The 21,555-nt window shown below is 38.5% G+C and carries 21 protein-coding genes and 1 pseudogene; 18 read left to right on the top strand and 4 right to left on the bottom strand.

Translation table 11 applies throughout. The features are described from left to right. Positions 1-92 precede the first annotated feature (92 nt). Both dapA and smpB read left to right on the top strand, forming a co-directional pair. Positions 93-977, top strand: coding sequence for a 4-hydroxy-tetrahydrodipicolinate synthase (dapA, locus tag NMK50_RS02475; RefSeq protein ID WP_254770748.1), 885 nt, complete (start codon positions 93-95; stop codon positions 975-977). Between the two features lie 15 nt (positions 978-992). Then, positions 993-1,469 carry an SsrA-binding protein SmpB gene (smpB, locus tag NMK50_RS02480; protein ID WP_254770749.1) on the top strand — a complete coding sequence of 159 codons (477 nt, stop codon included), beginning with the start codon at positions 993-995 and terminating at the stop codon, positions 1,467-1,469. A gap of 41 nt (positions 1,470-1,510) precedes the next feature. On the opposite strand, the gene NMK50_RS02485 is transcribed toward smpB, so the two are convergent. Further along, positions 1,511-2,179 (bottom strand): uracil-DNA glycosylase, encoded by a 669-nt coding sequence (locus NMK50_RS02485; RefSeq protein WP_254770750.1) that lies wholly within the window; start codon positions 2,177-2,179, stop codon positions 1,511-1,513. Positions 2,180-2,778: 599 nt separating this feature from the next. On the opposite strand from NMK50_RS02485, the gene rpoZ reads away from it, so the two are divergent. From rpoZ to panB, 11 genes are all read left to right on the top strand, one after another. Then, entirely contained in the window at positions 2,779-3,177 is a 399-nt protein-coding gene (gene rpoZ, locus NMK50_RS02490) for a DNA-directed RNA polymerase subunit omega (RefSeq protein ID WP_241438354.1), read from the top strand. Positions 3,178-3,313: 136 nt separating this feature from the next. After that, the gene (locus NMK50_RS02495) at positions 3,314-5,539 is read left to right on the top strand and encodes a RelA/SpoT family protein (RefSeq protein WP_254770751.1); all 2,226 of its coding nucleotides are present in this window, start codon (positions 3,314-3,316) and stop codon (positions 5,537-5,539) included. Between the two features lie 16 nt (positions 5,540-5,555). After that, the gene (gene pyrE / locus NMK50_RS02500) at positions 5,556-6,134 is read left to right on the top strand and encodes an orotate phosphoribosyltransferase (protein WP_254771161.1); all 579 of its coding nucleotides are present in this window, start codon (positions 5,556-5,558) and stop codon (positions 6,132-6,134) included. Positions 6,135-6,229: 95 nt separating this feature from the next. After that, positions 6,230-6,829 (top strand): DUF2062 domain-containing protein, encoded by a 600-nt coding sequence (locus NMK50_RS02505; RefSeq protein ID WP_254770752.1) that lies wholly within the window; start codon positions 6,230-6,232, stop codon positions 6,827-6,829. Next, positions 6,826-7,227, top strand: coding sequence for a holo-ACP synthase (gene acpS, locus NMK50_RS02510; RefSeq protein WP_254770753.1), 402 nt, complete (start codon positions 6,826-6,828; stop codon positions 7,225-7,227). The genes NMK50_RS02505 and acpS overlap by 4 nt, the downstream gene beginning before the upstream one ends. 82 nt (positions 7,228-7,309) lie before the next feature. Then, on the top strand, positions 7,310-8,122 hold the full coding sequence (gene lepB, locus NMK50_RS02515) for a signal peptidase I (protein ID WP_254770754.1): 813 nt from the start codon (positions 7,310-7,312) through the stop codon (positions 8,120-8,122). Further along, the gene (gene rnc / locus NMK50_RS02520; protein ID WP_254770755.1) at positions 8,103-8,810 is read left to right on the top strand and encodes a ribonuclease III; all 708 of its coding nucleotides are present in this window, start codon (positions 8,103-8,105) and stop codon (positions 8,808-8,810) included. The genes lepB and rnc overlap by 20 nt, the downstream gene beginning before the upstream one ends. Beyond that, positions 8,803-9,702, top strand: coding sequence for a GTPase Era (gene era / locus NMK50_RS02525; RefSeq protein WP_254770756.1), 900 nt, complete (start codon positions 8,803-8,805; stop codon positions 9,700-9,702). The genes rnc and era overlap by 8 nt, the downstream gene beginning before the upstream one ends. A gap of 7 nt (positions 9,703-9,709) precedes the next feature. Further along, the gene (gene recO / locus NMK50_RS02530) at positions 9,710-10,456 is read left to right on the top strand and encodes a DNA repair protein RecO (protein ID WP_254770757.1); all 747 of its coding nucleotides are present in this window, start codon (positions 9,710-9,712) and stop codon (positions 10,454-10,456) included. Between the two features lie 27 nt (positions 10,457-10,483). Further along, on the top strand, positions 10,484-11,329 hold the full coding sequence (gene panC, locus NMK50_RS02535; RefSeq protein WP_254770758.1) for a pantoate--beta-alanine ligase: 846 nt from the start codon (positions 10,484-10,486) through the stop codon (positions 11,327-11,329). Positions 11,330-11,339: 10 nt separating this feature from the next. Further along, positions 11,340-12,155 carry a 3-methyl-2-oxobutanoate hydroxymethyltransferase gene (panB, locus tag NMK50_RS02540; RefSeq protein WP_254770759.1) on the top strand — a complete coding sequence of 272 codons (816 nt, stop codon included), beginning with the start codon at positions 11,340-11,342 and terminating at the stop codon, positions 12,153-12,155. Positions 12,156-12,568: 413 nt separating this feature from the next. On the opposite strand, the gene NMK50_RS02545 is transcribed toward panB, so the two are convergent. Together NMK50_RS02545 and ygfZ are read right to left on the bottom strand one after the other, a co-directional pair. Beyond that, on the bottom strand, positions 12,569-13,189 hold the full coding sequence (locus tag NMK50_RS02545) for a YfbR-like 5'-deoxynucleotidase (protein WP_254770760.1): 621 nt from the start codon (positions 13,187-13,189) through the stop codon (positions 12,569-12,571). Between the two features lie 3 nt (positions 13,190-13,192). Continuing rightward, positions 13,193-14,056 carry a CAF17-like 4Fe-4S cluster assembly/insertion protein YgfZ gene (gene ygfZ, locus NMK50_RS02550; protein WP_254770761.1) on the bottom strand — a complete coding sequence of 288 codons (864 nt, stop codon included), beginning with the start codon at positions 14,054-14,056 and terminating at the stop codon, positions 13,193-13,195. A gap of 64 nt (positions 14,057-14,120) precedes the next feature. On the opposite strand from ygfZ, the gene NMK50_RS02555 reads away from it, so the two are divergent. Next, positions 14,121-15,449 carry a dihydroorotase gene (locus NMK50_RS02555; RefSeq protein WP_254770762.1) on the top strand — a complete coding sequence of 443 codons (1,329 nt, stop codon included), beginning with the start codon at positions 14,121-14,123 and terminating at the stop codon, positions 15,447-15,449. Between the two features lie 163 nt (positions 15,450-15,612). Here NMK50_RS02555 and NMK50_RS02560 read toward each other — a convergent pair whose 3' ends face one another. Then, a complete protein-coding gene (locus tag NMK50_RS02560; RefSeq protein ID WP_254770763.1) occupies positions 15,613-16,029 on the bottom strand; it encodes a TIGR02301 family protein in 417 nt (138 codons plus the stop codon). A gap of 493 nt (positions 16,030-16,522) precedes the next feature. Here NMK50_RS02560 and cysS point away from each other — a divergent pair, with 493 nt between their 5' ends. The 4 genes and pseudogenes from cysS to NMK50_RS02580 all read left to right on the top strand — a co-directional run bounded on the left by cysS (position 16,523) and on the right by NMK50_RS02580 (position 21,547). Beyond that, complete coding sequence (gene cysS / locus NMK50_RS02565) at positions 16,523-18,031, top strand: cysteine--tRNA ligase (RefSeq protein WP_254770764.1); 1,509 nt, start codon at positions 16,523-16,525, stop codon at positions 18,029-18,031. A gap of 42 nt (positions 18,032-18,073) precedes the next feature. Continuing rightward, positions 18,074-18,744: pseudogene (locus NMK50_RS02570) on the top strand (DUF421 domain-containing protein). A 111-nt stretch (positions 18,745-18,855) separates the two neighbouring features. Next, a complete protein-coding gene (locus NMK50_RS02575; protein WP_254770765.1) occupies positions 18,856-20,733 on the top strand; it encodes an ABCB family ABC transporter ATP-binding protein/permease in 1,878 nt (625 codons plus the stop codon). 115 nt (positions 20,734-20,848) lie between these two features. After that, positions 20,849-21,547, top strand: coding sequence for a phosphatidylserine decarboxylase (locus NMK50_RS02580; RefSeq protein WP_254770766.1), 699 nt, complete (start codon positions 20,849-20,851; stop codon positions 21,545-21,547). Positions 21,548-21,555 lie beyond the last annotated feature (8 nt).

The raw sequence follows: 21,555 nt of genomic DNA on the forward strand, positions 1-21,555 counted from the left end.
TCATCTTGCTTCAATGAGAGAGCGATACTATGCTCTATCATGAGTAATTTTAAAGGCTAAAAAAATAAAGAGAACATTACAGGGAGTCTATCATGCTCAAGGGAGCTGTAACCGCGCTTATCACACCATTTGATGGTGAAGGTGCTATTGATGAGAAGGCATTTTGTCATTTTATTGAGTGGCAGATAGCACAGGGTATTAATGGTGTAAGCCCTGTTGGGACAACAGGTGAATCACCTACTTTAAGTCATGAAGAACATAAGAGGGTTATAGAATTATGTGTTAAGCAGGTCGCCAAGCGTGTTCCTGTTGTTGCTGGAGCAGGGTCAAACAGCACAAGTGAAGCAGTAGAGCTTGCGCAGCATGCGCAAAAGGCTGGTGCAGATGCAGTTTTGGTTGTCACACCTTATTATAATAGGCCTAATCAGTCTGGTTTATACACGCATTTTTCTTCTATTGCGAAAGCTATTTCTATTCCTATCATAATTTATAATATTCCTGGTCGTTCTGTTATTGATATAGCTGTAGAAACGATGAGAGACTTGTGTCAGGATTTTAAAAATATCATTGGTGTTAAGGATGCAACAAGCAAAATTGAACGTGTAAGTGAACAGCGTGAAAAGTGTGGTACGGATTTTGTGCAGCTTTCCGGTGATGATTGTACAGCGTTAGGTTTTAATGTCCATGGAGGTGTTGGGTGTATTTCTGTTTCATCCAATGTTGCTCCAAAACTGTGTGCAGAACTTCAAGCTGCGTGTTTGCGTGGTGATTATAAAACGGCTCTTAAATTAAATGATCTTTTGATGCCTCTCAATCGTGCAGTATTTATTGAACCAAGTCCTGCGGGTATTAAATATGCTGCTGAAAGATTAGGGATTTGTGGTAGCTTTGTTCGCTCTCCGATTGTTCCGCTAAAAGACAGTACAAAGGAAATGATTAATGCGGCTTTGCAGCATGCAGGTCTGCTTAAAGAATAAGATGATATTGTAGCCATGAACAAAAAAAAGAACGCGCCAGTACGAAAAATAATTGCTGACAATCGTAAAGCCCGTTTTAATTATGAAATTCTTGATAATCTTGAAGCTGGTGTTGTACTTCAGGGAGCGGAAGTGAAGTCTTTGCGTTCCAATCAGGCAAATATTGCCGAAAGTTATGCCAGCTTTGAAAATGGGGAATTATGGCTCATCAATAGCTATATTCCTGAATATACGCAAGCTAATCGTTTTAATCATGAGCCGCGTCGTTTGCGTAAATTATTAATTTCAAAACGTGAAATGGCACGATTTTTTAATGCGATTTCTCGTGAAGGAATGACTCTTATTCCCCTTAAACTTTATTTTAATGAAAGAGGGCGCGCCAAGTTGGAAATTGCTCTAGCACGTGGGAAAAAGCTTCGTGATAAGCGTGAAACAGAAAAGAAACGTGATTGGGGGCGTGAAAAAGCGAGACTTTTAAAGAGATATGGATGAGAAAGTAAGTTTCTATCTCTAATTTATAACTCTATGCTATTTTAGCATTGATCAAGATATGTTTTTACTGCTTCAAAAATTTGATGAAACATAGCATCTGTTAAACGTCCCGTATTGGTGTTGTAGCGTGAACAGTGATAGCTTGAAAAAATGCGTAATCTGCCAATGTTGTTTATTTTTCCATGCCCAAAAGGATGGGCTAAAGTTTTTGCATTGAGAGCACGCAGTGTTGAATGATGTGCTATAGTGCCGAGGGTAATAACAGCTTTAAGTTTGGGAAGGTTTGTAAGAAGAGGAGAAAAGAAATATCGGCAAGTGTTAATTTCTGCACCCGTGGGTTTATTTTCTGGTGGAACGCAACGAACTGAGTTAACAATTGCTGTATCAACCAATTCAAGAGTGTCATCTGCTCTCTCTTCAAAAATGCCTTGAGCAAAACCAAATTTTTTTAAAGTGGAATACAGTAAGTGCCCGGCATAATCGCCAGTAAACGGGCGTCCAGTTCGATTTGCTCCGCGTAATCCAGGAGCAAGACCAACAATGAGAAGGCGTGTTGTGTCTGCACCCTTATAAGGAAAGAATGGGCGTACTGGTGCGTTATGCCAGTTTGGTTCTTTCATACGCCACTCAGAGATAAACTTGTGTAAGCGTGGGCATAAGTTACAATTTTTCGGCGGTTCTGGGCAAAGAGATGTTAATTGGTTATTCATGAGGTGGTATTCATCATTTCTTATAAAAATTATATTGGGCTGTTTATAGGGTATATGACGGATTATATCTTGGTAAACAATTACGATGAATACAAATGAACTATTTAATAACAGTAATAATAAGCTTTCACATAAAGTCATTGCTTGTTTTTTTTCAAAGAACTACAGACATTTAATGATTTTTTCCATGAATAAAGAGAGGAATGGATGATGATGTTTAATGTGTAAAGTTTTTATTCGCAACGAAAGATATTACCATAAAGTGTGTGTAACTGTTGCTCTTGCAGAAGATTTTTAATAAATTCGAATGGTTGGTACAATTTAAAGGGTGAATTTTTTAAAGAGAGAGAGGAATTTGAACAGATAAAGAGAATTTTCTGTTGTGAAACCACCACTCTTGGGGCTTTTTGTTATGAGTGGTCCTGATAACAGATGTGAGAGGGTTAGGGGGTTATGCACTTTGATAAAGCGTCCAAGTTTTTTAATAAGCTTTTGAGCAAAAAATAAATCTTGTGTTGTTTTTCTTGTGTTTTATTTTGATTATTGTATATACTCCATAATTGCGATGAAATTTTTTAATCTTTAAGAAAGAGATGTAAATGGCCCGCGTAACGGTAGAAGATTGTATTGATAAAGTCGATAATCGCTTTGAGTTGGTACTTTTAGCGGGACATCGAGCACGACAGATTTCACAAGGTGCACAGATTACGATTGATCGTGATAATGATAAAAATCCAGTTGTTGCTTTGCGTGAAATAGCAGAAGAAACATTGTCACCTGCCGATTTGAAAGAAGATCTTATTCATTCATTGCAAAAGCATGTGGAAGTGGATGAGCCAGAAGCAGAAAATGAATTGATTACACATTTAGGTGAAGCTGAAGATGTCTTTAGATCCTCATCAGAAGAAGGGGGAATTTCATTTGATCATATGTCAGAAGAAGAACTTTTAGCAGGGATTGAAGGTTTGGTTGTTCCGGAGAAGAGTGACGATTATTAATTGCGGTGATTTATAGTTACGGAAGCGTATATAGGTTATTATAGAGTGACAGTCGTTTTTTCTCTTGTGCTTTATTGACGGAATGCATTCATGTTCAATAAAGATTAGATTGTGAAGAGATAAAGGATATGCTCGTATGATGCGTCAGTGTGAGCTTGTTGGGCGTGTTCAACGTTACAAGTCTGACGTGGATGAGGTTTTGTTAAAGAAAGCCTATGATTATGCAATGCGAAAGCATGGTCATCAAAGGCGTGCTTCGGGTGATCTTTATTTTTCTCATCCTTTAGAAGTTGCCACTATTTTAACAGATATGCGGTTGGATGAGGCAACAATTGCCGTTGCTCTTTTGCATGATACAATTGAAGATACGAGTGCGACACGAGCAGAAATTGATCAACTTTTTGGGTCTGAAATTGGCAAGTTGGTTGAAGGGCTTACAAAACTTAATAAGCTTGATCTTGTATCGAAGAAGGCTGTACAGGCAGAGAATCTCCGAAAGCTTCTCATTGCTATTTCTGATGATGTTCGTGTTCTTTTAGTCAAACTTGCTGATCGTCTTCATAACATGCGCACCCTTGGCGTTATGCGTGATGAGAAGCGTCGGCGAATTGCTGAAGAGACGATGGATATTTATGCGCCACTTGCAGGTCGTATGGGGATGCAAGATATGCGTGAGGAGTTAGAAGATCTTTCTTTTTTTTATTTAAATCCAGAAGGTTATCGTACGATAACCAATCGACTTTCTGAATTATCAAAGCGCAATCGTGATTTGCTTTCTAGGATTGAAAACGAATTGGCAAAACTTTTTTTCGAGTATGGCATTAAAGCCGATGTTAAAAGCCGTCAGAAAAAATCTTATTCAGTTTTTCGCAAAATGGAAAGTAAAGCATTATCTTTTGAACAATTATCAGATATTTTTGGATTTCGAGTGATTGTTGAAACAGTAAATGATTGTTATCGTGCTCTTGGTGTTATCCATACGATGTGGCCAATGGTACCGGGCCGCTTTAAAGATTATATTTCTATCCCCAAGCAGAATGATTATCGTTCCATTCATACAACGATTGTAGGTCCTTCGAGGCAACGTGTAGAACTACAGATTAGAACTGCTGCTATGGATGAAATTGCTGAGTATGGCGTTGCAGCACATTCTATTTATAAAGAGCGAGGTTCTCATTATTCGACTTCGAGGTTATCAAATGAAACAAATGCGTATGCATGGTTGCGTCAAACGATTCAATCTTTGTCAGATGGGGATAATCCAGAAGAGTTTTTAGAGCATACAAAGCTTGAGCTTTTTCAAGATCAAGTTTTTTGTTTTACTCCGAAAGGTCAATTGATTGCTTTTCCAAAAGGCGCTACTCCAATTGATTTTGCTTATGCCGTTCATACAGACATTGGTAATTCTTGTGTGGGGGTCAAAATCAATGGTCGTATTATGCCTTTAATGACCAAATTAAAAAATGGCGATGAGGTTGATATTATACGTTCACAAGCCCAAATTCCGCCAGCGGCGTGGGAGTTTCTTGTTGTAACCGGAAAAGCACGTTCAGCTATTCGTCGAGCGACCCGTGCAGCGGTACGTAAGCAATATTCAGGTTTGGGATACCGTATACTCGAGCGTTCGTTTGAACATATGGGAAAACAATTTTCAAAAGATATTCTGAAGCAAGTTTTGCCTCGTTTGGCACGCAAAGATGTGGAAGATGTATTGGCTGCGGTTGGGCGTGGTGAATTACTTTCTGCTGATGTGGTTAAAGCGGTTTATCCTGATTATCAAGATCACCGCGTTGTACAAAAGCCGTCTTTTAAGCCAGGAGAAGAAGGTTGGTTTAACATTGAAAATGCTCAAGGGATGATTTTCAAAGTTCCAGAAAATGAAAAGGATGCAACTGCGGAGAAACATCAGTCCAAAGCATTACCTATTCGAGGAACCCGTGGAGATATTCCTGTTCGTTTTTCTCCTGAAGGAGCAGTGCCAGGAGATCGGATTGTTGGCATTATGCAGCCAGGATCGGGGATTGTTATTTATCCGATACAATCTTCAGCTTTGATGGCGTATGATGATCAACCGGAACGATGGATTGATGTCCGCTGGGATATTGATGCTCAAATGAGTGAACGTTTTCCTGCTCGTGTGAATATTTTAGCTGTTAATAGTCCAGGCTCTTTGGCTGAAATTACTCAAGTGATTTCAGCGCATGATGCTAATATCCAAAATTTATCATTGATCCGCACAGCACCAGATTTCACAGAAATTTTGATTGATTTGGAAGTTTGGGATTTAAAACATTTGAATCGTATTTTTTCTCAGTTAAAAGAAGCAGGTTCAGTGAGTGCAGTACGGCGCGTTCATGGGTAAGAAGAGAGGTTTTGCGATGGATACACAAGATGTCATTGATATATTTAAACAAGCAGACGCTATTCTGGAAGGGCATTTCATTTTAACATCAGGCCGTCATAGTGCTACTTATATGCAAAAGGCGAAAGTTTTTATGCATGCTGATTTGACAGAGAAGTTATGTCGTGGTTTGGCTGAAAAAATCAAAAAATTGATTAAAGAAAAAATTGATTATGTAGTTGGTCCTGCAATTGGTGGCCTTATTCCTTCTTACGAAACGTCACGTCACCTTGGTATACCTTCTCTTTGGGTAGAGCGCGTAAATGGTGTCTTTGAATTGCGTCGTTTTGAAATCAAGAAGGGTGCACGCGTTGTGATTGTTGAAGATATTGTCACAACAGGTCTTTCCATTCGTGAGACAATTGAGGCTCTGGTGGCGGCAGGGGCAGATGTATTGGCGAGTGCATGTATCCTTGATCGTTCTGGTGGTAAGGTTGATGTCGGAGTTCCATTGATTGCACTTGCTGAATATGAGATAGCATCTTATGCGAGTGATGCACTTCCTGCTGAACTCGCTACGCTTCCAGCCATTAAGCCAGGAAGTAGAAATATTTAATTGCTTTTCTCTTTTTTTTGTGCAAAGGCCTAGAGGAATTAATTTGAGTTATACGGGTTATTTTTTCTTGTCACAAGATATGTATTGAGAATTATATGCTTTTTCGTCCCAGAGAACCAGTAGATTTTATGAAGCGTATTCGACTTTGGTTGTGGCCGCGTCGTTCATTCTCGCGTTCATTTTGTTATATACGCAAACGTATTTTGCGTATATCAGCAACACCACATAAAGTTGCGTTAGGGTTTTCTATTGGCATTTTTTTAGCTTGTTCACCTCTGTTTGGGATGCATATTATTTTGGCAATATTTTTTTCTTGGATTTTGCGCGGAAACTTTGCGGCAGCAATTATTGGAACGGTTTTTTCTAATCCACTCACATTTTTATTAATAGTAATGGCCGATTATAAGGTGGGTTACTTCTGTTTATCGCTTTTTAGTGATGTAAATGAGATTTCCCTTTCTCAGATTCGCCTTTTGTTTAATGATTTAACACTTTCAAATGTCCCTTTGCTTTTTAAGGGCGCTTGGGATTCTATTATGAGACCAATGATTATAGGTGGCACCCTTTTAGGCATTATTTTTGGTGCTCTCTCTTACATAGGTGTTTACAGAGCAATTGCCCGCTTTCAACAAAGGCGATATCAAAAGCTTATAAAAAAGCACTTCTATCAAAGGAATTCGGGTAATATCTCATGATTATTGGACTTGGAAATGATCTCGTTGATATCAGACGCATTGAAAGAATGTTGATTCGTTATGGTGACCGTTTCATTCAGCGTATTTTTACTGATATTGAGCAAAAAAAGTCTGAAAATCTTCAAAAGAGGTCTTTTTCTTATGCCAAAAGATTTGCCGCTAAAGAAGCATGTGCTAAGGCTTTAGGGACAGGAATTGCTCGTGGTGTGGGGTGGAAAGATATGGGAGTGGTCAATTTGCCCTCCGGTAAACCAATCATGAAACTTACCGATCGCGCACAAATGCAATTGCAAAAATTATTGCCTCCTCATTATGAAGCTGTCATTCACTTGAGCATGACAGATGATTTTCCTTGGGCGCAGGCATTTATTATTATCGAAGCACTTCCGCGTGGATAGAGAGTGTTGGAGATTGTGCTTTTGTTATTTGAATATTATGATAGGAAATGAATTATATTCTGTGATGGGAAGGTAGTCTGTAATGATACAGGAAGAGAAATTGTATAAAAAGAAAGAAAAAGGTGGAATTCTTGAGTTTATTTGGGTTTTGATACAAGCTCTATTTTTAGCAGCGCTTATTCGTACAGTCTTTTTTCAACCTTTTAGTATTCCTTCTGGTTCAATGCGTCCTACTCTTCTTGTAGGAGATTATCTGTTTGTTTCTAAATATGCATATGGATATTCTCGTTTTTCCATCCCTTTTTCTCCTCCTCTTTTTTCGGGGCGAATTTGGGCATCTCAGCCTCAGCGTGGAGATGTCGTGGTTTTTCGTTTACCAAGTAATCCTAGTATTGATTATATAAAACGTGTTGTTGGGCTACCGGGTGATCGTATACAAGTTCGTCAAAGTGTTCTTTATATTAACGATCAGCCTATTTCGCGCCATTTTATAGGGAAGATTAGTAATTCTGATATAACGGAGGTAAATTCCCCTGTTGATGTTTATCGCGAGACTATGCCAAATGGTGTGAGCTACGATACACTTGATTTAGCTTTCATCCCACAAGTTGATGATACGAAAGTCTTTGAAGTTCCACAGGGGCATTATTTCATGATGGGGGATAACCGCGATAATTCAGACGATAGTCGTTTGGATGTAGGTTATGTTCCAGAGGAAAATCTTATTGGGCGCGCAAGTATGATTTTTTTCTCTATCAGCAATGGCTCAAGTGCTTGGCAAATTTGGCGGTGGCCGTTTGATGTACGTTGGAGTCGTTTGTTTTCTTTTATCAATACTGTTCATGATTTGCCGCTTGTCAAGCAAGGAAACAACGATGAAGCGTCCAATAATTGATCAGCTTAAAAAGCTGACAGGGCATCGTTTTCAAGATGAGGAGAGATTAAAAAGGGCATTAACACATTCTAGTGTGCAAGATTCGGAACAGGGCAATTATGAAAGGTTGGAATTTTTAGGTGATCGGGTTCTAGGTCTTTTGATTGCAGAAATGCTCTATCAGTTTTTTCCGCAAGCAAGCGAAGGTGAGTTATCTGTACGTTTAAATGGTTTGGTCAATGCGCAGACATGTGCCGATATTGCGCGAGAGATGGGTTTACCTAGTATGATTCATGTTGGTTTTGAAATGAAAGACTTTGAAGGACGCCGACTCATCAATATGCATGCTGATGTCGTAGAAGCTTTAATAGCTGTAATGTATCTAGAGGGAGGGTTGGAGAGTGTTCGCCCCTTTATCGAAAAATATTGGCAAAGTCGGGCAAAACAAATGGATGCTAGTCGACGTGACGCCAAGACGGAATTACAGGAATGGGCGCACATGCAAGGAAATGCACAACCACATTATAGAGTTATAAAACGTTCCGGCCCAGATCATGATCCTGTTTTTATGGTAGAGGTAAGCATTTTGGGGTTTGCTCCAGAGATTGGGCAGGGCAGCTCTAAACGCTATGCTGAAAGAATGGCAGCTGAAAAAATTTTACAACGGGAGGGTATATGGGAAAAAATGGGAAAAAATAATCATGGATGACGCTATGAAAACGCGTTCTGGTTTTGTTGTGCTTATTGGGATGCCGAATGCTGGAAAATCAACATTGGTTAATCGGTTAGTTGGAACAAAGGTTTCAATTGTAACGCATAAGGTACAAACAACACGAACTTTGATCCGTGGTATTGTCATTCATGACAAAACGCAAATTGTGTTGATTGACACACCAGGTGTTTTTCATCCCTATAAGCGATTGGAACGTGCAATGGTGTCTGCTGCGTGGGGGAGTGCTAAGAGTGCTGATATTCTTTTAGTTTTAATTGATGTGCAAAATGGTCTTTCCGACGATGTTTATGCAATGTTAGATATTGTCAAAACTATTAAACAGGATAAGATTCTCGTTCTTAATAAGGTTGACACAGTTGTTAAGTCGTCCCTTTTAGCGTTAACCACTAAAATTAATGAGCATGTGCAATTTGTGCAGACATTTATGATTTCGGCTCTAACCGGGTCTGGTTGCAGCGATTTGCTCTGTGCTTTGAGTAACATGATGCAGGAGGGGCCATGGTATTATCCAGAGGATCAAATTTCAGATATGCCGATGCGTCATCTTGCTGCTGAAATTACCCGTGAAAAACTTTTCTTTCGCCTTCATGATGAGTTACCTTATTCTTCAACAGTTGAAACAGAAAACTGGGAAGAGCGTCCAGATGGTTCAGTTAAAATTAACCAAGTGATTTATGTGGAACGTGATAGCCAGAAAAAAATTGTTTTAGGAGCAAAAGGCGATACAATTAAAGCGATTGGTCAGGCCGCACGTAAGGAATTAATGGAAATTATGGATCAGAAGGTTCATCTTTTTCTCTTTGTGAAAGTGCGTAATAGTTGGGATACTGATCCAGAGCGTTATCGTGAAATGGGGTTGGATTTTTGAAAATAACATGAAATGGAAAGAACAAGCCATTATCCTTGCAACACGCCAATATGGTGAAACGAGTGTTATTCTCGAGATTATGACGCGTCAGCATGGCCGTTATATGGGAGTGGTAAAAGGGGGACGTTCGCGTCGTATGGCGGCTCTTCTTCAACCTGGGAATTTAGTTGAAGCTGAATGGTGGGCGCGTTTAGAAGAACATCTAGGACTTTTTAGACTTGAAGCACTTGATCTATATGCAGCACGATTAATCCTTTTACCAGAGGCACTTTATGCTTTGCAGCTGATGGCGTTTCATTTGCGTTTTCTTCCTGAGCGTGATCCACATCCCATATTATATGATCTGTTACATCTTTTTATGCGCAATTTTGAGGAAGCATCTGTCATTGCAGAATTGCTTGTGCGTTTTGAAATGCGACTCCTTGAGGAGTTGGGCTTTGGTCTTGATTTATCTCGTTGTGCAGCAACAGGGAATTCAGAAAAGCTTTGTTATGTATCTCCAAAATCAGGACGGGCTGTCTGTGAGGAAGCGGGGCATCCTTGGAGAGAGAAGCTTTTACGTTTACCGCAATTTCTGTTACAAAGAACTGTTCGCCCTATTGATTTTAAAGATATAATAAATGGTTTTACTCTAACAGGTTTCTTTTTAACACGTCATGTTTGGGAGCCACGGGATATAAGGCATCCATCCGTCCGTACTCATTTGATAGAATTATTTGAACGGCGATTTCATATGCAAAAATTAATTTGTTGATTTTGATGAGAATGGATAATTGTAAATATGCGAATTTTAAAAACAATTACTGAGGTACGTCACTTTCTCAAAGAAGAGAGACTTTTAGGACACTCTATTGGTTTTGTGCCAACCATGGGGGCATTGCATGAAGGGCACCTTGCATTAGTACAGCAAGCAAGGGCCATGTGTGATCGGGTGGTGGTGTCTATTTTTGTCAATCCAAAACAATTTGGTCCCCATGAAGATTTTGATAAATATCCAAGAGATTTGAGAGGCGATTGTGCTTTGTTAAAGAAAGCAGGTGTTGAATATGTTTTTGCACCTTCTGTAGAAGAAATGTGGCCCCATGGCAATGACACAATTGTAAAGGTAAAAAAATTATCACGTATTTTGATGGGAAGATTGCGTCCAGGACATTTTTGCGGTGTAACCAGCGTTGTTGCTAAGCTTTTTAATATTGTTCAACCAGCAAAGGCTTTTTTTGGAGAAAAAGATTTTCAACAAATTTTGATTATTCGTCGTATGGTTGAAGATTTGGCTTTTCCTGTTGAAATTGTTGGAGTGCCTATTTTACGCGAAGCAGATGGTGTGGCTAGTTCTTCACGTAATCAACTTTTAACATTAGAAGATCGCAGAGCGGCAAAAATTATTCCTAACAGTGGTAAAGTTGCTGAAAAGCTTTATCACCAAGGGGAACGATCGGTTGTTAAGCTATGCAAAATTGTGCGCGATATTTTACAACAAGAATCCCGTGCGGTCATAGAATCAATAGATTTACGAGATATGGAAACTTTATCTGTAGTGAAGGGGATGTTAGAGAAACCTGCTGTTTTATTACTCACTGTCCGCTTTGGTGAGGTTAGGCTTATTGATCAATATATTTTGCAATGAAGGGCTTAAAATGAGTGTACAGAAAACCATAAAGCGAATGACTGCTTCTGAAATAAGGTCGAGAAAAGGACAAGCGCCAATTGTATCTTTAACAGCTTATCAGGCTTATAGTGCACGGATTGCTGATCCATATTGTGATTTTCTTTTGGTTGGTGATAGCGTTGGTATGGTTGTACATGGGTTTGAAACAACTCTCCCTGTGAGTGTAGATATGATGATTTTGCATGGGCAGGCAGTTATGCGTGGCTCTCAAAAGGCTCTTGTCGTTGTGGATATGCCTTTTGGTTCTTATGAAGAAAGTCCACAACAAGCTTTTTCTAATGCGTCACGGATTGTTGCAGAAACAGGGTGTGGTGCAATTAAGCTTGAAGGTGGTGTTTATATAGCAGAAACAATTGGTTTTTTGTGTAAACGCGGTATTCCCGTTATGGGCCATATTGGTCTTACACCACAGGCCGTAAATCGTTTTGGTGGTTTTAAGACGCAAGGGCGTGATGAAAGAAATTGGCGACAAATAGAAGAAGATGCGGTAGCGATTGAAAAAGCAGGGGCTTTTGCTGTTGTTGTAGAAGGGGTTATTGAACCATTAGCGGTAAAGCTGACAGAGATGCTTTCTATCCCGACCATTGGTATTGGAGCATCTCGTCGATGTGATGGGCAAATATTGGTGATGGAAGATATGTTGGGTTATGGCACTTGGGTTCCTAAATTTGTACGCCGTTATGGTGCTCTTGAACAAGCAATGGAGACCGCAATTAAGAGTTATGCAGAGGATGTGACATCTCGTGCTTTTCCAACAGATAAGGAAGTTTATAAACTTAAATAAAATCCCATTTCATACAAAAACTTTACGAGAGAGAGTTTATTATTAAAACTTTGATAAAAAATTAATGCGTATTCTCTGATATATTCTTTATTCATATTTAATTTGAACTCTGATTTTTTGCCTGTTATCTGTTGATATTATAGAAAAAAGTTATTTTTTAAGTTTTCTGGACTCTTACTAAAATATCTTTTACAGAAGATCTTGGGATTTAATAGCAGCCACTTTTTGTTAGTTATGAAGCTACAAGTTATTATAAAGGAAGAAATTTTAGATATCAGATAGTTATGGGGCAATGGGGGTAAGGAGAAGATTTGTTTTTTATGAGTGTATTCAAGGAGGGAATAAGGGAAAGAAGTTTGCTCCATTCATTTTTTAAATAGGAGCTATAAAAGAAGAACGATGCAAGGAAAATATTAGTATGATCTCTGAGTATCAAGGTTGTGAAAACGGATTAAAAACGTGTTTTCAATTTGTTGTGTAGAGGATGGTTGCAAATTGAGGTCATTGGGTAGAATATTATTTGGAGAGCCAAAATAGCGAAGAGCTTCTTCTCTATGAAATCCAGCAAGTGTGATAGCTTCGTAGAATGCAGCGATACGGTCAGCTTGTTTGATTTTTTTTAAAAGTTTTTGAGAAGGATTCACAGGGAGAGAAAAGCGCATGTGGATAGCATCTTGTATACGCTTTTCGATAAGTTCATATTGTTTTCCTATGGCAGCTTTAAAGGGTGAAATCATGTCACCAATGACATATTCTGGTGCATCATGCAAAAGAGCGCATAAGCATTCATCATTACGCGATTGCGGAAAAAGCTTCTGGAATATTTGTTCTACCAAAAGTGAATGTTGTGCAACAGAATAGGCATGTTCTCCTCGTGTTTGACCGTTCCAACGCGCAACGCGGGCAAGCCCATGGGCAATATCTTCAATTTCAACATCAAAAGGGGAAGGGTTGAGCAAATCAAGTCGCCGACCAGAAAGCATTCTTTGCCAAGCCCGCGCGTGTCCATTTTGTGCGAATTCAGCTTTAGCCATGCGTTAAGTTTCCGTAGTATTTTCAGGAAAGGTAAAGTTCATATTTTCAGCAATGCTTACAGTGACGGGAACATTGTCTACTGTCAATGGAAGGGCTTTGTCCATAGCATTTTTGACATGGTCAATACGCATTAAAGCGAGCGCTTCATTTGCAACACATGTTCCCAAAAAACCAAGGACTTTTGTTCCAGCTACAATACTAGAACCTGAGGTTAATTCATGCTGGCTTTTGATGATGAGAACACGGCGACGCGTTGCGCGACGGTGATGCATTCGTGAAACAACTTCTTGCCCTATATAACAGCCTTTATCAAAGGCTAATCCACCAATTTGATCGTAGTTAATATCATGGGGAAAGACTTTTCCTATTTCATAGTCTTGACCGCTTTCAGCAAGTGCATAACGGATACGCAATTGCTTCCAATTGTCATGGTCTTCTGGAGCAGAAAAGGGTATTTTCCCATAGATTCGTATTACTTTTTCTTTTTGTGGAAATCGTTTATCCATAAAACTTGAATCAAAATCTAAAGTATCAGATTCATTTTTCCAAAAAACTGTAATAAGTTCTTGTAATGGTTGTGTAACTTCTACTTTTTTATGAAGTTTATAGAGGAGCAGGCGCTTATAGAAGATATCAGCTAAAGAGACAATGATATCAATAAAATAACCGTCATCTTTTCTACCGATAAGAAAATCAGCAATAACTTTTCCTTGTGGTGATAAAAGAGCTCCAGGAAAAATTTCTTGTGCACCGATTTTTGTCACATCTGTCGTGATAAGAACTTGCAAAAAATCTGTTGCTTCTTCTCCAGTAACTTTAATAATTCTACGGTTTTTAAAGAGAATGGCATTTTGTTTTTCAATCATGGTTCTTGCCTTTCTACCCAAAGTTACATAATCGATAAAGAAAGGATATGTAAGGAGCTCGGCTATGTTTAAAACATTTGATACAATTTTTAAAGGTGCAACAGTTGTAAATCATGATGGCAGTAGTAAACGTGATATTGGTATTACCAATGGCCGTATTGCTGAAATTGGTGATCTCACATGTGCCTCTGCTGGTGAAGTCATTGATTGTACAGGGCTCCATATTTTGCCGGGAATTATTGATAGTCAAGTTCATTTTCGTGAGCCGGGCAATGAACATAAGGAGGATTTAGAAAGCGGCTCCTATTCTGCAGTGTTGGGTGGTGTGACAGCAATATTTGAAATGCCTAATACCAATCCATTAACCATATCGGAAGAAGCATTATCCGATAAGATGAAACGTGGATTTCATAGGATGCATTGTGATTTTGCATTTTGGGTTGGAGGAACACGTGAGAATGCACATCAATTGGCAGAATTAGAAAGACTTCCTGGTGCTGCTGGGATTAAAGTCTTCATGGGGTCTTCTACCGGCGATCTTTTGGTAGATGATGATGAAAGTGTGCGTCTTATTTTGCAAAACACACATCGTCGTGTGGCTTTTCATTCTGAAGATGAGACAAGGCTTAGAGAGCGCAAAATATTGCGTATTGAAGGAGATGCGTCATCACATCCGGTTTGGCGTGATGAGGTTGCAGCATTAAAATGTACACAACGTTTAGTAAAAATTGCGCATGAAACAAAGTCACGTATCCACGTGTTGCACCTTTCTACAGCAGAAGAAATTGCGTTTTTAAAACATCATAAAGATGTTGCAACGATTGAAGTAACACAGCATCATTTAACTTTAACGGCAGATGATTACCAGCGATTTGGGACATTGATTCAAATGAATCCACCAATTCGTGAGAGCCACCATCGTGAATCTCTTTGGTATGGTGTTCAACAGGGTATTGTTGATGTGTTAGGTTCTGATCATGCTCCTCATACACTTAAAGAAAAGAGCATATCTTATCCTGCTTCACCCTCAGGGATGACAGGTGTGCAAACAACAGCAGCAATTATGCTAACCCATGTCAATGCAGGGAAGATATCTCTTGAACGTTTTGTTGATCTCACGTCGCATGGTCCTAGTCGCGTTTTTGGTATAAGCTGTAAAGGGCGCCTTGCTGTTGGATATGATGCAGACTTGACTGTTGTTGATCTTAAACGGGAAGAAGTTATTACAAATGCATTGATTGGTTCGCGCGCAGGGTGGACACCTTATGATGGTAAAAAGGTTAAAGGTTGGCCTGTTGGGACTATTATTCGCGGCAGGCGTGTTATGTGGGAAGGGGAAATTATTGTATCTTCACAAGGTGAGCCTGTTAAATTTATAGAAGCTTTGGCATAAGTACACAAACTTGATGGATTTTTTAAAATAATTTTATGGGTGAAGAGGTGCTTATGGTGCTTTATTATAGGAAGATAAAAGCATGTGAAGGTTTTATTCTTCAAAATTTACTATAATTTATAGAAAAGTAAACTTATTGATCTCTTCGTTTTAAAGAGTATTATCATTTGGATAGATCAAATCGCGTGTTTGGTAACTTTTGTACAGGTTGATTGTTATAATAGGTGAGAAGACTTTCAGATAAAGTCCTTCCTTCTTGAATGTATCTTTGCTTTGCTATAATTGCTGATTGTGTACAATGATGATAATTTTCTGAAAAAGCACGATAAGCACCATTAAACGCTTGGTAAAAATAAGCGCGTCTTTGTGGTGCGGGTTGTTCTGCATCAATGAGCGCACCCATATAGTCATACCATTGATTTGTTGGAGTACTGCAAAGATTTTCTAGATAGTGAAGGGATCCCAAAATTTCTGCTAGCCGTAGTAATTTTTCCTCATAGGGTGGTCGTTGTTGTGTAAAGGTTGGTGTTGTAGCTAAAAAAAATATAAAAAAAGTAATTTTTATCAATACGTTACGCATTTTTGTTAAAACTTTGTAGATTGCAATCGTGGATAAAATGGCTTGGTTATAGAGCATATGTTAAAGGTGCCGACAAAAATGGTTTGCACATTATTACCAATAACGGATGTGTTGTAGAATTTAGGGCGCAAAAGAAGAGAAGAAAAGTGTTAGAGGGGGTTTATTGAAGATTCTAACAAAGTTTTATGTGGTTAAAAATTTCAAACTTTCTACAATCTATTTTTCGTATAAATTTATCGAGTGTTTTGCAGATTTCTTCTTGAGGCGCTTTTTCATCAAAAAAAATTATGCTTTTTGTAAGGAGAACACTTTTATACAATCAAATAAAGTGGGTTCTTTTTGTGGCAAACGATAAATACAGCCTAGAAATGGAGTAACGATTAAAAATTTTATAAGAGATACGAAAGTTTTCATTTAAAACCGCATAATGCAATGATTTGGGATAAGATTCATCTAGAAGAACGGTACGTAATATCGTTAACGGAGTGTAATAATGAGAGAGTTGCGATTTTATAACACGCTTACACGTAAAAAAGAAATTTTTACACCGATAGATGCAACGAGAGTACGCCTTTATGTTTGTGGTCCAACGGTTTACGATTATGCGCATATAGGCAATGCACGTCCGGTCATTGTTTTTGATATGTTGTTTCGTTTATTACGTCATATTTATGGTAAAGAGCATGTTATATACGCACGTAATATTACAGATGTAGATGATAAAATTAATGCACGAGCAGCTTGCGAATATCCAGAGTTAGCACTTAATGAGGCTATTCGTCGATTAACGGAGCAAACCTATTCTCAATTTCAAAAAGACACGATAGCACTTGGTTGTTTGTTACCAACCAGTCAACCCCGTGCAACGGATCATTTAGAAGAGATGCGTTGTTTGATTAAACGGCTGCTTGAAAAAGGACATGCTTATATAGCGGAAAATCATATATTATTTTCTGTAAGCAGCATCAAAAATCATCCCCATTACGGAGAATTTGCAAAACGTTCTTTAGAAGAAATGAGGGCAGGGGCACGTGTCGATGTTGCTGCTTATAAAAGGGAGGAGATGGATTTTGTTTTATGGAAACCTTCTCTAGAGGGGGAACCAGGTTGGGCATCGCCGGCAGGAATTCCTGTTTTAGGTCGTCCAGGGTGGCATATTGAGTGTTCAGCAATGTCAATGGCAAAACTGTTAAAACCTTATGGAGGTGGTTTAACTTGTGATAATCCAACAGCCAATATTTTTGATATTCATGGTGGTGGTATTGATTTGATTTTTCCTCATCATGAAAATGAGATTGCCCAAAGTTGTTCAGCTTTTGCAACAGAGCGAATGGCTAATTTTTGGATGCATAATGGTTTTTTACAGGTTGAAGGCCAAAAGATGTCTAAAAGCTTTGGTAATTTTATTACTATACGTTCTGTTTTAGAGAATGATTTTTTTGAATTTAATGATGTTTTAACAAAAGAAATGAAACAAAATTGGGCTGGTTTGTCCGCACGTTTTTCAATGTTACAAACCCATTATCGAGAACCATTAAATTGGACAATGCAGCGTTTAGCGCATTCTAGTAGAGAATTGTATCGTTGGTATGAATTGCTTCGTCGTGAAAGAACATGTTTAGAGGAGAATGAAGTTTTTGATGACTCTTTGATCAATGCATTAAGTGATGATCTTAATACTCCAAATGCATTTGCTCGTTTACGGCAATTTTATAAAACAGGCAATGCTATCGCTCTTGCAAATGCGATGCGTTTATTTGGGTTCTTGTGTCAAGAGTGGGTTATAGATGCAGAGTGCCCATTATTTATGAAAAAAACACGTCTTGATTCAAAATTTATCGAACAGCGCATTGCCGAAAGGCTACAACTTATCCATAATAAAGAATGGGCAGCTGCGGATACTATTCGTGATGAGCTTGCAGCCGAGGGGGTTGTTTTAAAAGATGAAAAAGACCCACAAACTGGCGAGCGTATAACTGTGTGGGATATACGAAATTTATAATTCGGGTACTTTAGCAGCTTCCATAACAAGGGAGACAGTTTGATGGAATTTTTATATCATTACGGTTATGTCACACTTAAATTGGTTGTAGGACTTATCGCCTTCCTCTTGATTTTAAGAACAACAGGGCGCGGAAGTCTCAGTCAAATGACACCCGTTGATTTGGTCAGCAATTTTGTCATGGGGGGTATTCTTGGAGGCGTTGTTTATAATCCCAATATTACGACTGTTCAATTGTTGCTTGTTTTATTGATTTGGCAAACTTTGATTGTATCTCTTAATTTTTTGGCACGCTATTCAGTTTTTTTTCGTCGTCTGATTGCTGGGCAGAAGACAGCATTGGTTTTAGATGGTGTCTTTCAAATAGATAGGATTAAAAATTTGAATATCAGTGTAAATAATTTGATCACGATGTTACGGATTAAAGGTTGTAGTTTACATGAAGCCGCTTTTGTTCATTTAGAAACCAGTGGTGATTGTTCTGTAGTTAAAAAGGAAGAAGGAAAGAAGTCTGTCATTTTAGTAGAGAATGGTGAAATTATAGATGATGGACTTCAAGAGATTGGTAAATCAAAGACATGGCTTCAAGCAGAATTAAAAAAAAGCGTGTAAAGGTTGAGAATTTATTTGCAGCAGAATGGTATGAGAATACAGACCAAAATAATAAACCTTATAGTGGATTATTTCTTGTCCCTTTTTCAAAAACAGTCTAACTTAACCGCTAATACATATACTGACTAAAAGTGTATAAAGATGAGCTGTAAATGGCAAGAGGGGAGGCATTCCCGTGCTTGTTAAGTGGATGATAGAGAAATAAGAGTTTTATGAAACAGAATAAAATGACAAAAACCGTATCGTCAGATACAGGTCAGACTTTTCGCACACTTTATAATCTATGGCCTTATATGTGGCCTGCGGATCGGCGTGATCTAAAAACGCGTGTTTTATGGGCGATATTTTATCTTGTTTTAGCTAAACTTATTCTCATATCTGTACCGTATTTCTTTAAATATGCTACAGATACTCTTGATGCAAGTCTCTCCACATCGAGATCATCCAGTTATATTGTTCCTATCATGCTTGTTTTGGCATATAATGTTGCACGGATTGTTCAAGCTGCATTAAATCAGTTGCGTGATTCTCTGTTTGCAACCGTTGGTCAACATGCCATCCGCCAGTTAGCCTATAAAACCTTTATACATATTCATGGATTATCTTTGCGCTTTCATTTGGAAAAGCGAACTGGTGGGCTTTCTCGCGTCATTGAGCGTGGCACAAAGGGAATTGAAGCGATTGTTAGATTTTCAATTCTCAATACAGTGCCAACGGTTTTGGAATTTGTTTTGACAGCACTTGTCTTTTATATAGGTTATGGATGGCATTATCTGCTCATCGTTGTAATAATGGTTTGTCTTTATACTTGGTTTACAATTAAGGCAAGCGATTGGCGTATTCGTATTCGGCATAAAATGAATATGGCAGATACTGAGGCCAATACGCGTGCTGTTGATTCTCTTTTGAATTTTGAAACAGTCAAATATTTTTGCAATGAAACTCTGGAAGCACATAGATTTGATTCTTCTATGGAAAATTATGAAAAAGCTGCAACCAAAATTTGGACATCATTAAGCTGGCTTAATTTTGGTCAGGCTTTTATTTTCGGTATCGGAATGACTATTCTGATGTTGATGTCCGCGTATGAAGTTTTTCATAAGACACAAACTTTAGGAGATTTCGTTTTTATTAATGCACTTTTAATACAGCTCTCTATTCCATTGAATTTTATTGGTTCAATTTACCGTGATGTTCGACAAGGATTAACTGATATTGAAGCCATGTTTGATCTTTTAGATGTTCCACAGGAGATCATTGATAAATCAGATGCCAAACCATTAATAGTGCGTTGTGGAGCTATTAGGTTTCATCAGGTAAAATTTTCCTATAGTCCAGATCGCCAGATTCTCAAAGATATTGATTTTGAAGTTCCTGGAGGTAAAACAGTTGCAATTGTTGGTCCATCAGGTGCTGGCAAATCGACTATTTCTCGATTACTTTTTCGTTTTTATGATGTTGATTCAGGTTCCATCACAATTGATGGACAAGATATTCGTGATGTAACGCAAAAAAGTTTACGTGAAGCTATTGGCATGGTACCGCAGGATACGGTATTATTTAATGATACAATTGCATATAATATTTTCTATGGGCGTCCAGCTGCTACAGATGAAGAGATGCGCAAAGCTGCTGAAATGGCACAGATATCAAAATTTATTGAGATGCTTCCGGAAGGTTTTCAGTCTATGGTAGGTGAACGTGGACTTAAACTATCAGGTGGTGAAAAGCAACGTGTCGCTATTGCACGGACATTATTGAAAGCACCCCCCCTTCTCATTTTGGATGAAGCAACAGCAGCCCTTGATACGGCAACAGAACAGGAAATTCAACAGGCTCTAGATATCGTCAGCCGTGGGCGGACAACCTTAATCATTGCGCATCGTCTTTCTACTGTTATTAATGCTGATGAAATTTTGGTTCTTAAAAATGGCCGCATTATTGAAAATGGCACACATGCACAGCTTTTACATAAGAAAGGTCTCTATGCTTCAATGTGGAATAAGCAGCTTGAAGCATCGCAAGCTGAAGAAAAATTACGTAAAATGCGTGAAGAAGATGAGATAGGCGTTGTTAATCGTAAAAAATAAGCTATGTAAACGTGACCGATAACTTTATAGGGAGTGATGCGTTAAATACACAAAAGGATAAGAAAAAAACAGAAGGTTTATGACTTATTAAAATGATCTATGAATAGGAAATTATATGAGTATTCTACAATCTATCCATAATGGCTTTGTGCCAATTCATAAAGAAGGTTATCCTTTTATTGTCGTATTTTTTGTTCTTTCTCTCATTCTTGGTTGGATGTGGAATCCACTGTTTTGGTGTGGTCTTGTCCTCACGGTGTGGTGTATTTATTTTTTTCGTGATCCAGATCGCGTCATTCCTTTAAATTCAAATTGGATTATGTCGCCTGCTGATGGTCGTATCTCGTTTGCCGAACCGTGTGTTCCACCTGAGGAATTGGGATTAGGCAAAGAAGAAATGATCAGAATTTCCGTATTTATGAATATTTTTTCGTGCCATATTAATCGCATTCCTATAAGTGGTACAATAGAATCTATAGTTTATCGTCCAGGACAGTTTGCCAATGCAGAGCTTGATAAGGCCAGTCAGTTTAATGAGCGGAATGGGGTGGTTATTGATAGCAAACATGGTAAAATTGGGATGGTGCAAATAGCTGGAATGGTTGCTCGCCGGATTGTTTGTTGGTCAAAAGAACATGATTCCGTTGTTACTGGAGAAAGATTTGGATTAATTCGTTTTGGTTCTCGCCTTGATATTTATATCCCAAGAGAAGTGAAATTGCGTGTTGCTGTTGGTCAGACGGCAATTGCAGGAGAAACGGTTTTAGGTTCTTTTGATGATAAGAGTGCTACAACGGATTTCAGATTTGATTAGGATAAAAA

Source organism: Bartonella harrusi (genome assembly GCF_024297065.1).
Classification (GTDB): domain Bacteria; phylum Pseudomonadota; class Alphaproteobacteria; order Rhizobiales; family Rhizobiaceae; genus Bartonella; species Bartonella harrusi.

Coding starts and splice junctions, on each gene's coding strand:
- dapA (WP_254770748.1), top strand. CDS start 93: ATGCTCAAGGGAGCTGTAACCGCGCTTATCACACCATTTGATGGTGAA.
- smpB (WP_254770749.1), top strand. CDS start 993: ATGAACAAAAAAAAGAACGCGCCAGTACGAAAAATAATTGCTGACAAT.
- NMK50_RS02485 (WP_254770750.1), bottom strand. CDS start 2,179: ATGAATAACCAATTAACATCTCTTTGCCCAGAACCGCCGAAAAATTGT.
- rpoZ (WP_241438354.1), top strand. CDS start 2,779: ATGGCCCGCGTAACGGTAGAAGATTGTATTGATAAAGTCGATAATCGC.
- NMK50_RS02495 (WP_254770751.1), top strand. CDS start 3,314: ATGATGCGTCAGTGTGAGCTTGTTGGGCGTGTTCAACGTTACAAGTCT.
- pyrE (WP_254771161.1), top strand. CDS start 5,556: ATGGATACACAAGATGTCATTGATATATTTAAACAAGCAGACGCTATT.
- NMK50_RS02505 (WP_254770752.1), top strand. CDS start 6,230: ATGCTTTTTCGTCCCAGAGAACCAGTAGATTTTATGAAGCGTATTCGA.
- acpS (WP_254770753.1), top strand. CDS start 6,826: ATGATTATTGGACTTGGAAATGATCTCGTTGATATCAGACGCATTGAA.
- lepB (WP_254770754.1), top strand. CDS start 7,310: ATGATACAGGAAGAGAAATTGTATAAAAAGAAAGAAAAAGGTGGAATT.
- rnc (WP_254770755.1), top strand. CDS start 8,103: ATGAAGCGTCCAATAATTGATCAGCTTAAAAAGCTGACAGGGCATCGT.
- era (WP_254770756.1), top strand. CDS start 8,803: ATGGATGACGCTATGAAAACGCGTTCTGGTTTTGTTGTGCTTATTGGG.
- recO (WP_254770757.1), top strand. CDS start 9,710: ATGAAATGGAAAGAACAAGCCATTATCCTTGCAACACGCCAATATGGT.
- panC (WP_254770758.1), top strand. CDS start 10,484: ATGCGAATTTTAAAAACAATTACTGAGGTACGTCACTTTCTCAAAGAA.
- panB (WP_254770759.1), top strand. CDS start 11,340: ATGAGTGTACAGAAAACCATAAAGCGAATGACTGCTTCTGAAATAAGG.
- NMK50_RS02545 (WP_254770760.1), bottom strand. CDS start 13,189: ATGGCTAAAGCTGAATTCGCACAAAATGGACACGCGCGGGCTTGGCAA.
- ygfZ (WP_254770761.1), bottom strand. CDS start 14,056: ATGATTGAAAAACAAAATGCCATTCTCTTTAAAAACCGTAGAATTATT.
- NMK50_RS02555 (WP_254770762.1), top strand. CDS start 14,121: ATGTTTAAAACATTTGATACAATTTTTAAAGGTGCAACAGTTGTAAAT.
- NMK50_RS02560 (WP_254770763.1), bottom strand. CDS start 16,029: ATGCGTAACGTATTGATAAAAATTACTTTTTTTATATTTTTTTTAGCT.
- cysS (WP_254770764.1), top strand. CDS start 16,523: ATGAGAGAGTTGCGATTTTATAACACGCTTACACGTAAAAAAGAAATT.
- NMK50_RS02575 (WP_254770765.1), top strand. CDS start 18,856: ATGAAACAGAATAAAATGACAAAAACCGTATCGTCAGATACAGGTCAG.
- NMK50_RS02580 (WP_254770766.1), top strand. CDS start 20,849: ATGAGTATTCTACAATCTATCCATAATGGCTTTGTGCCAATTCATAAA.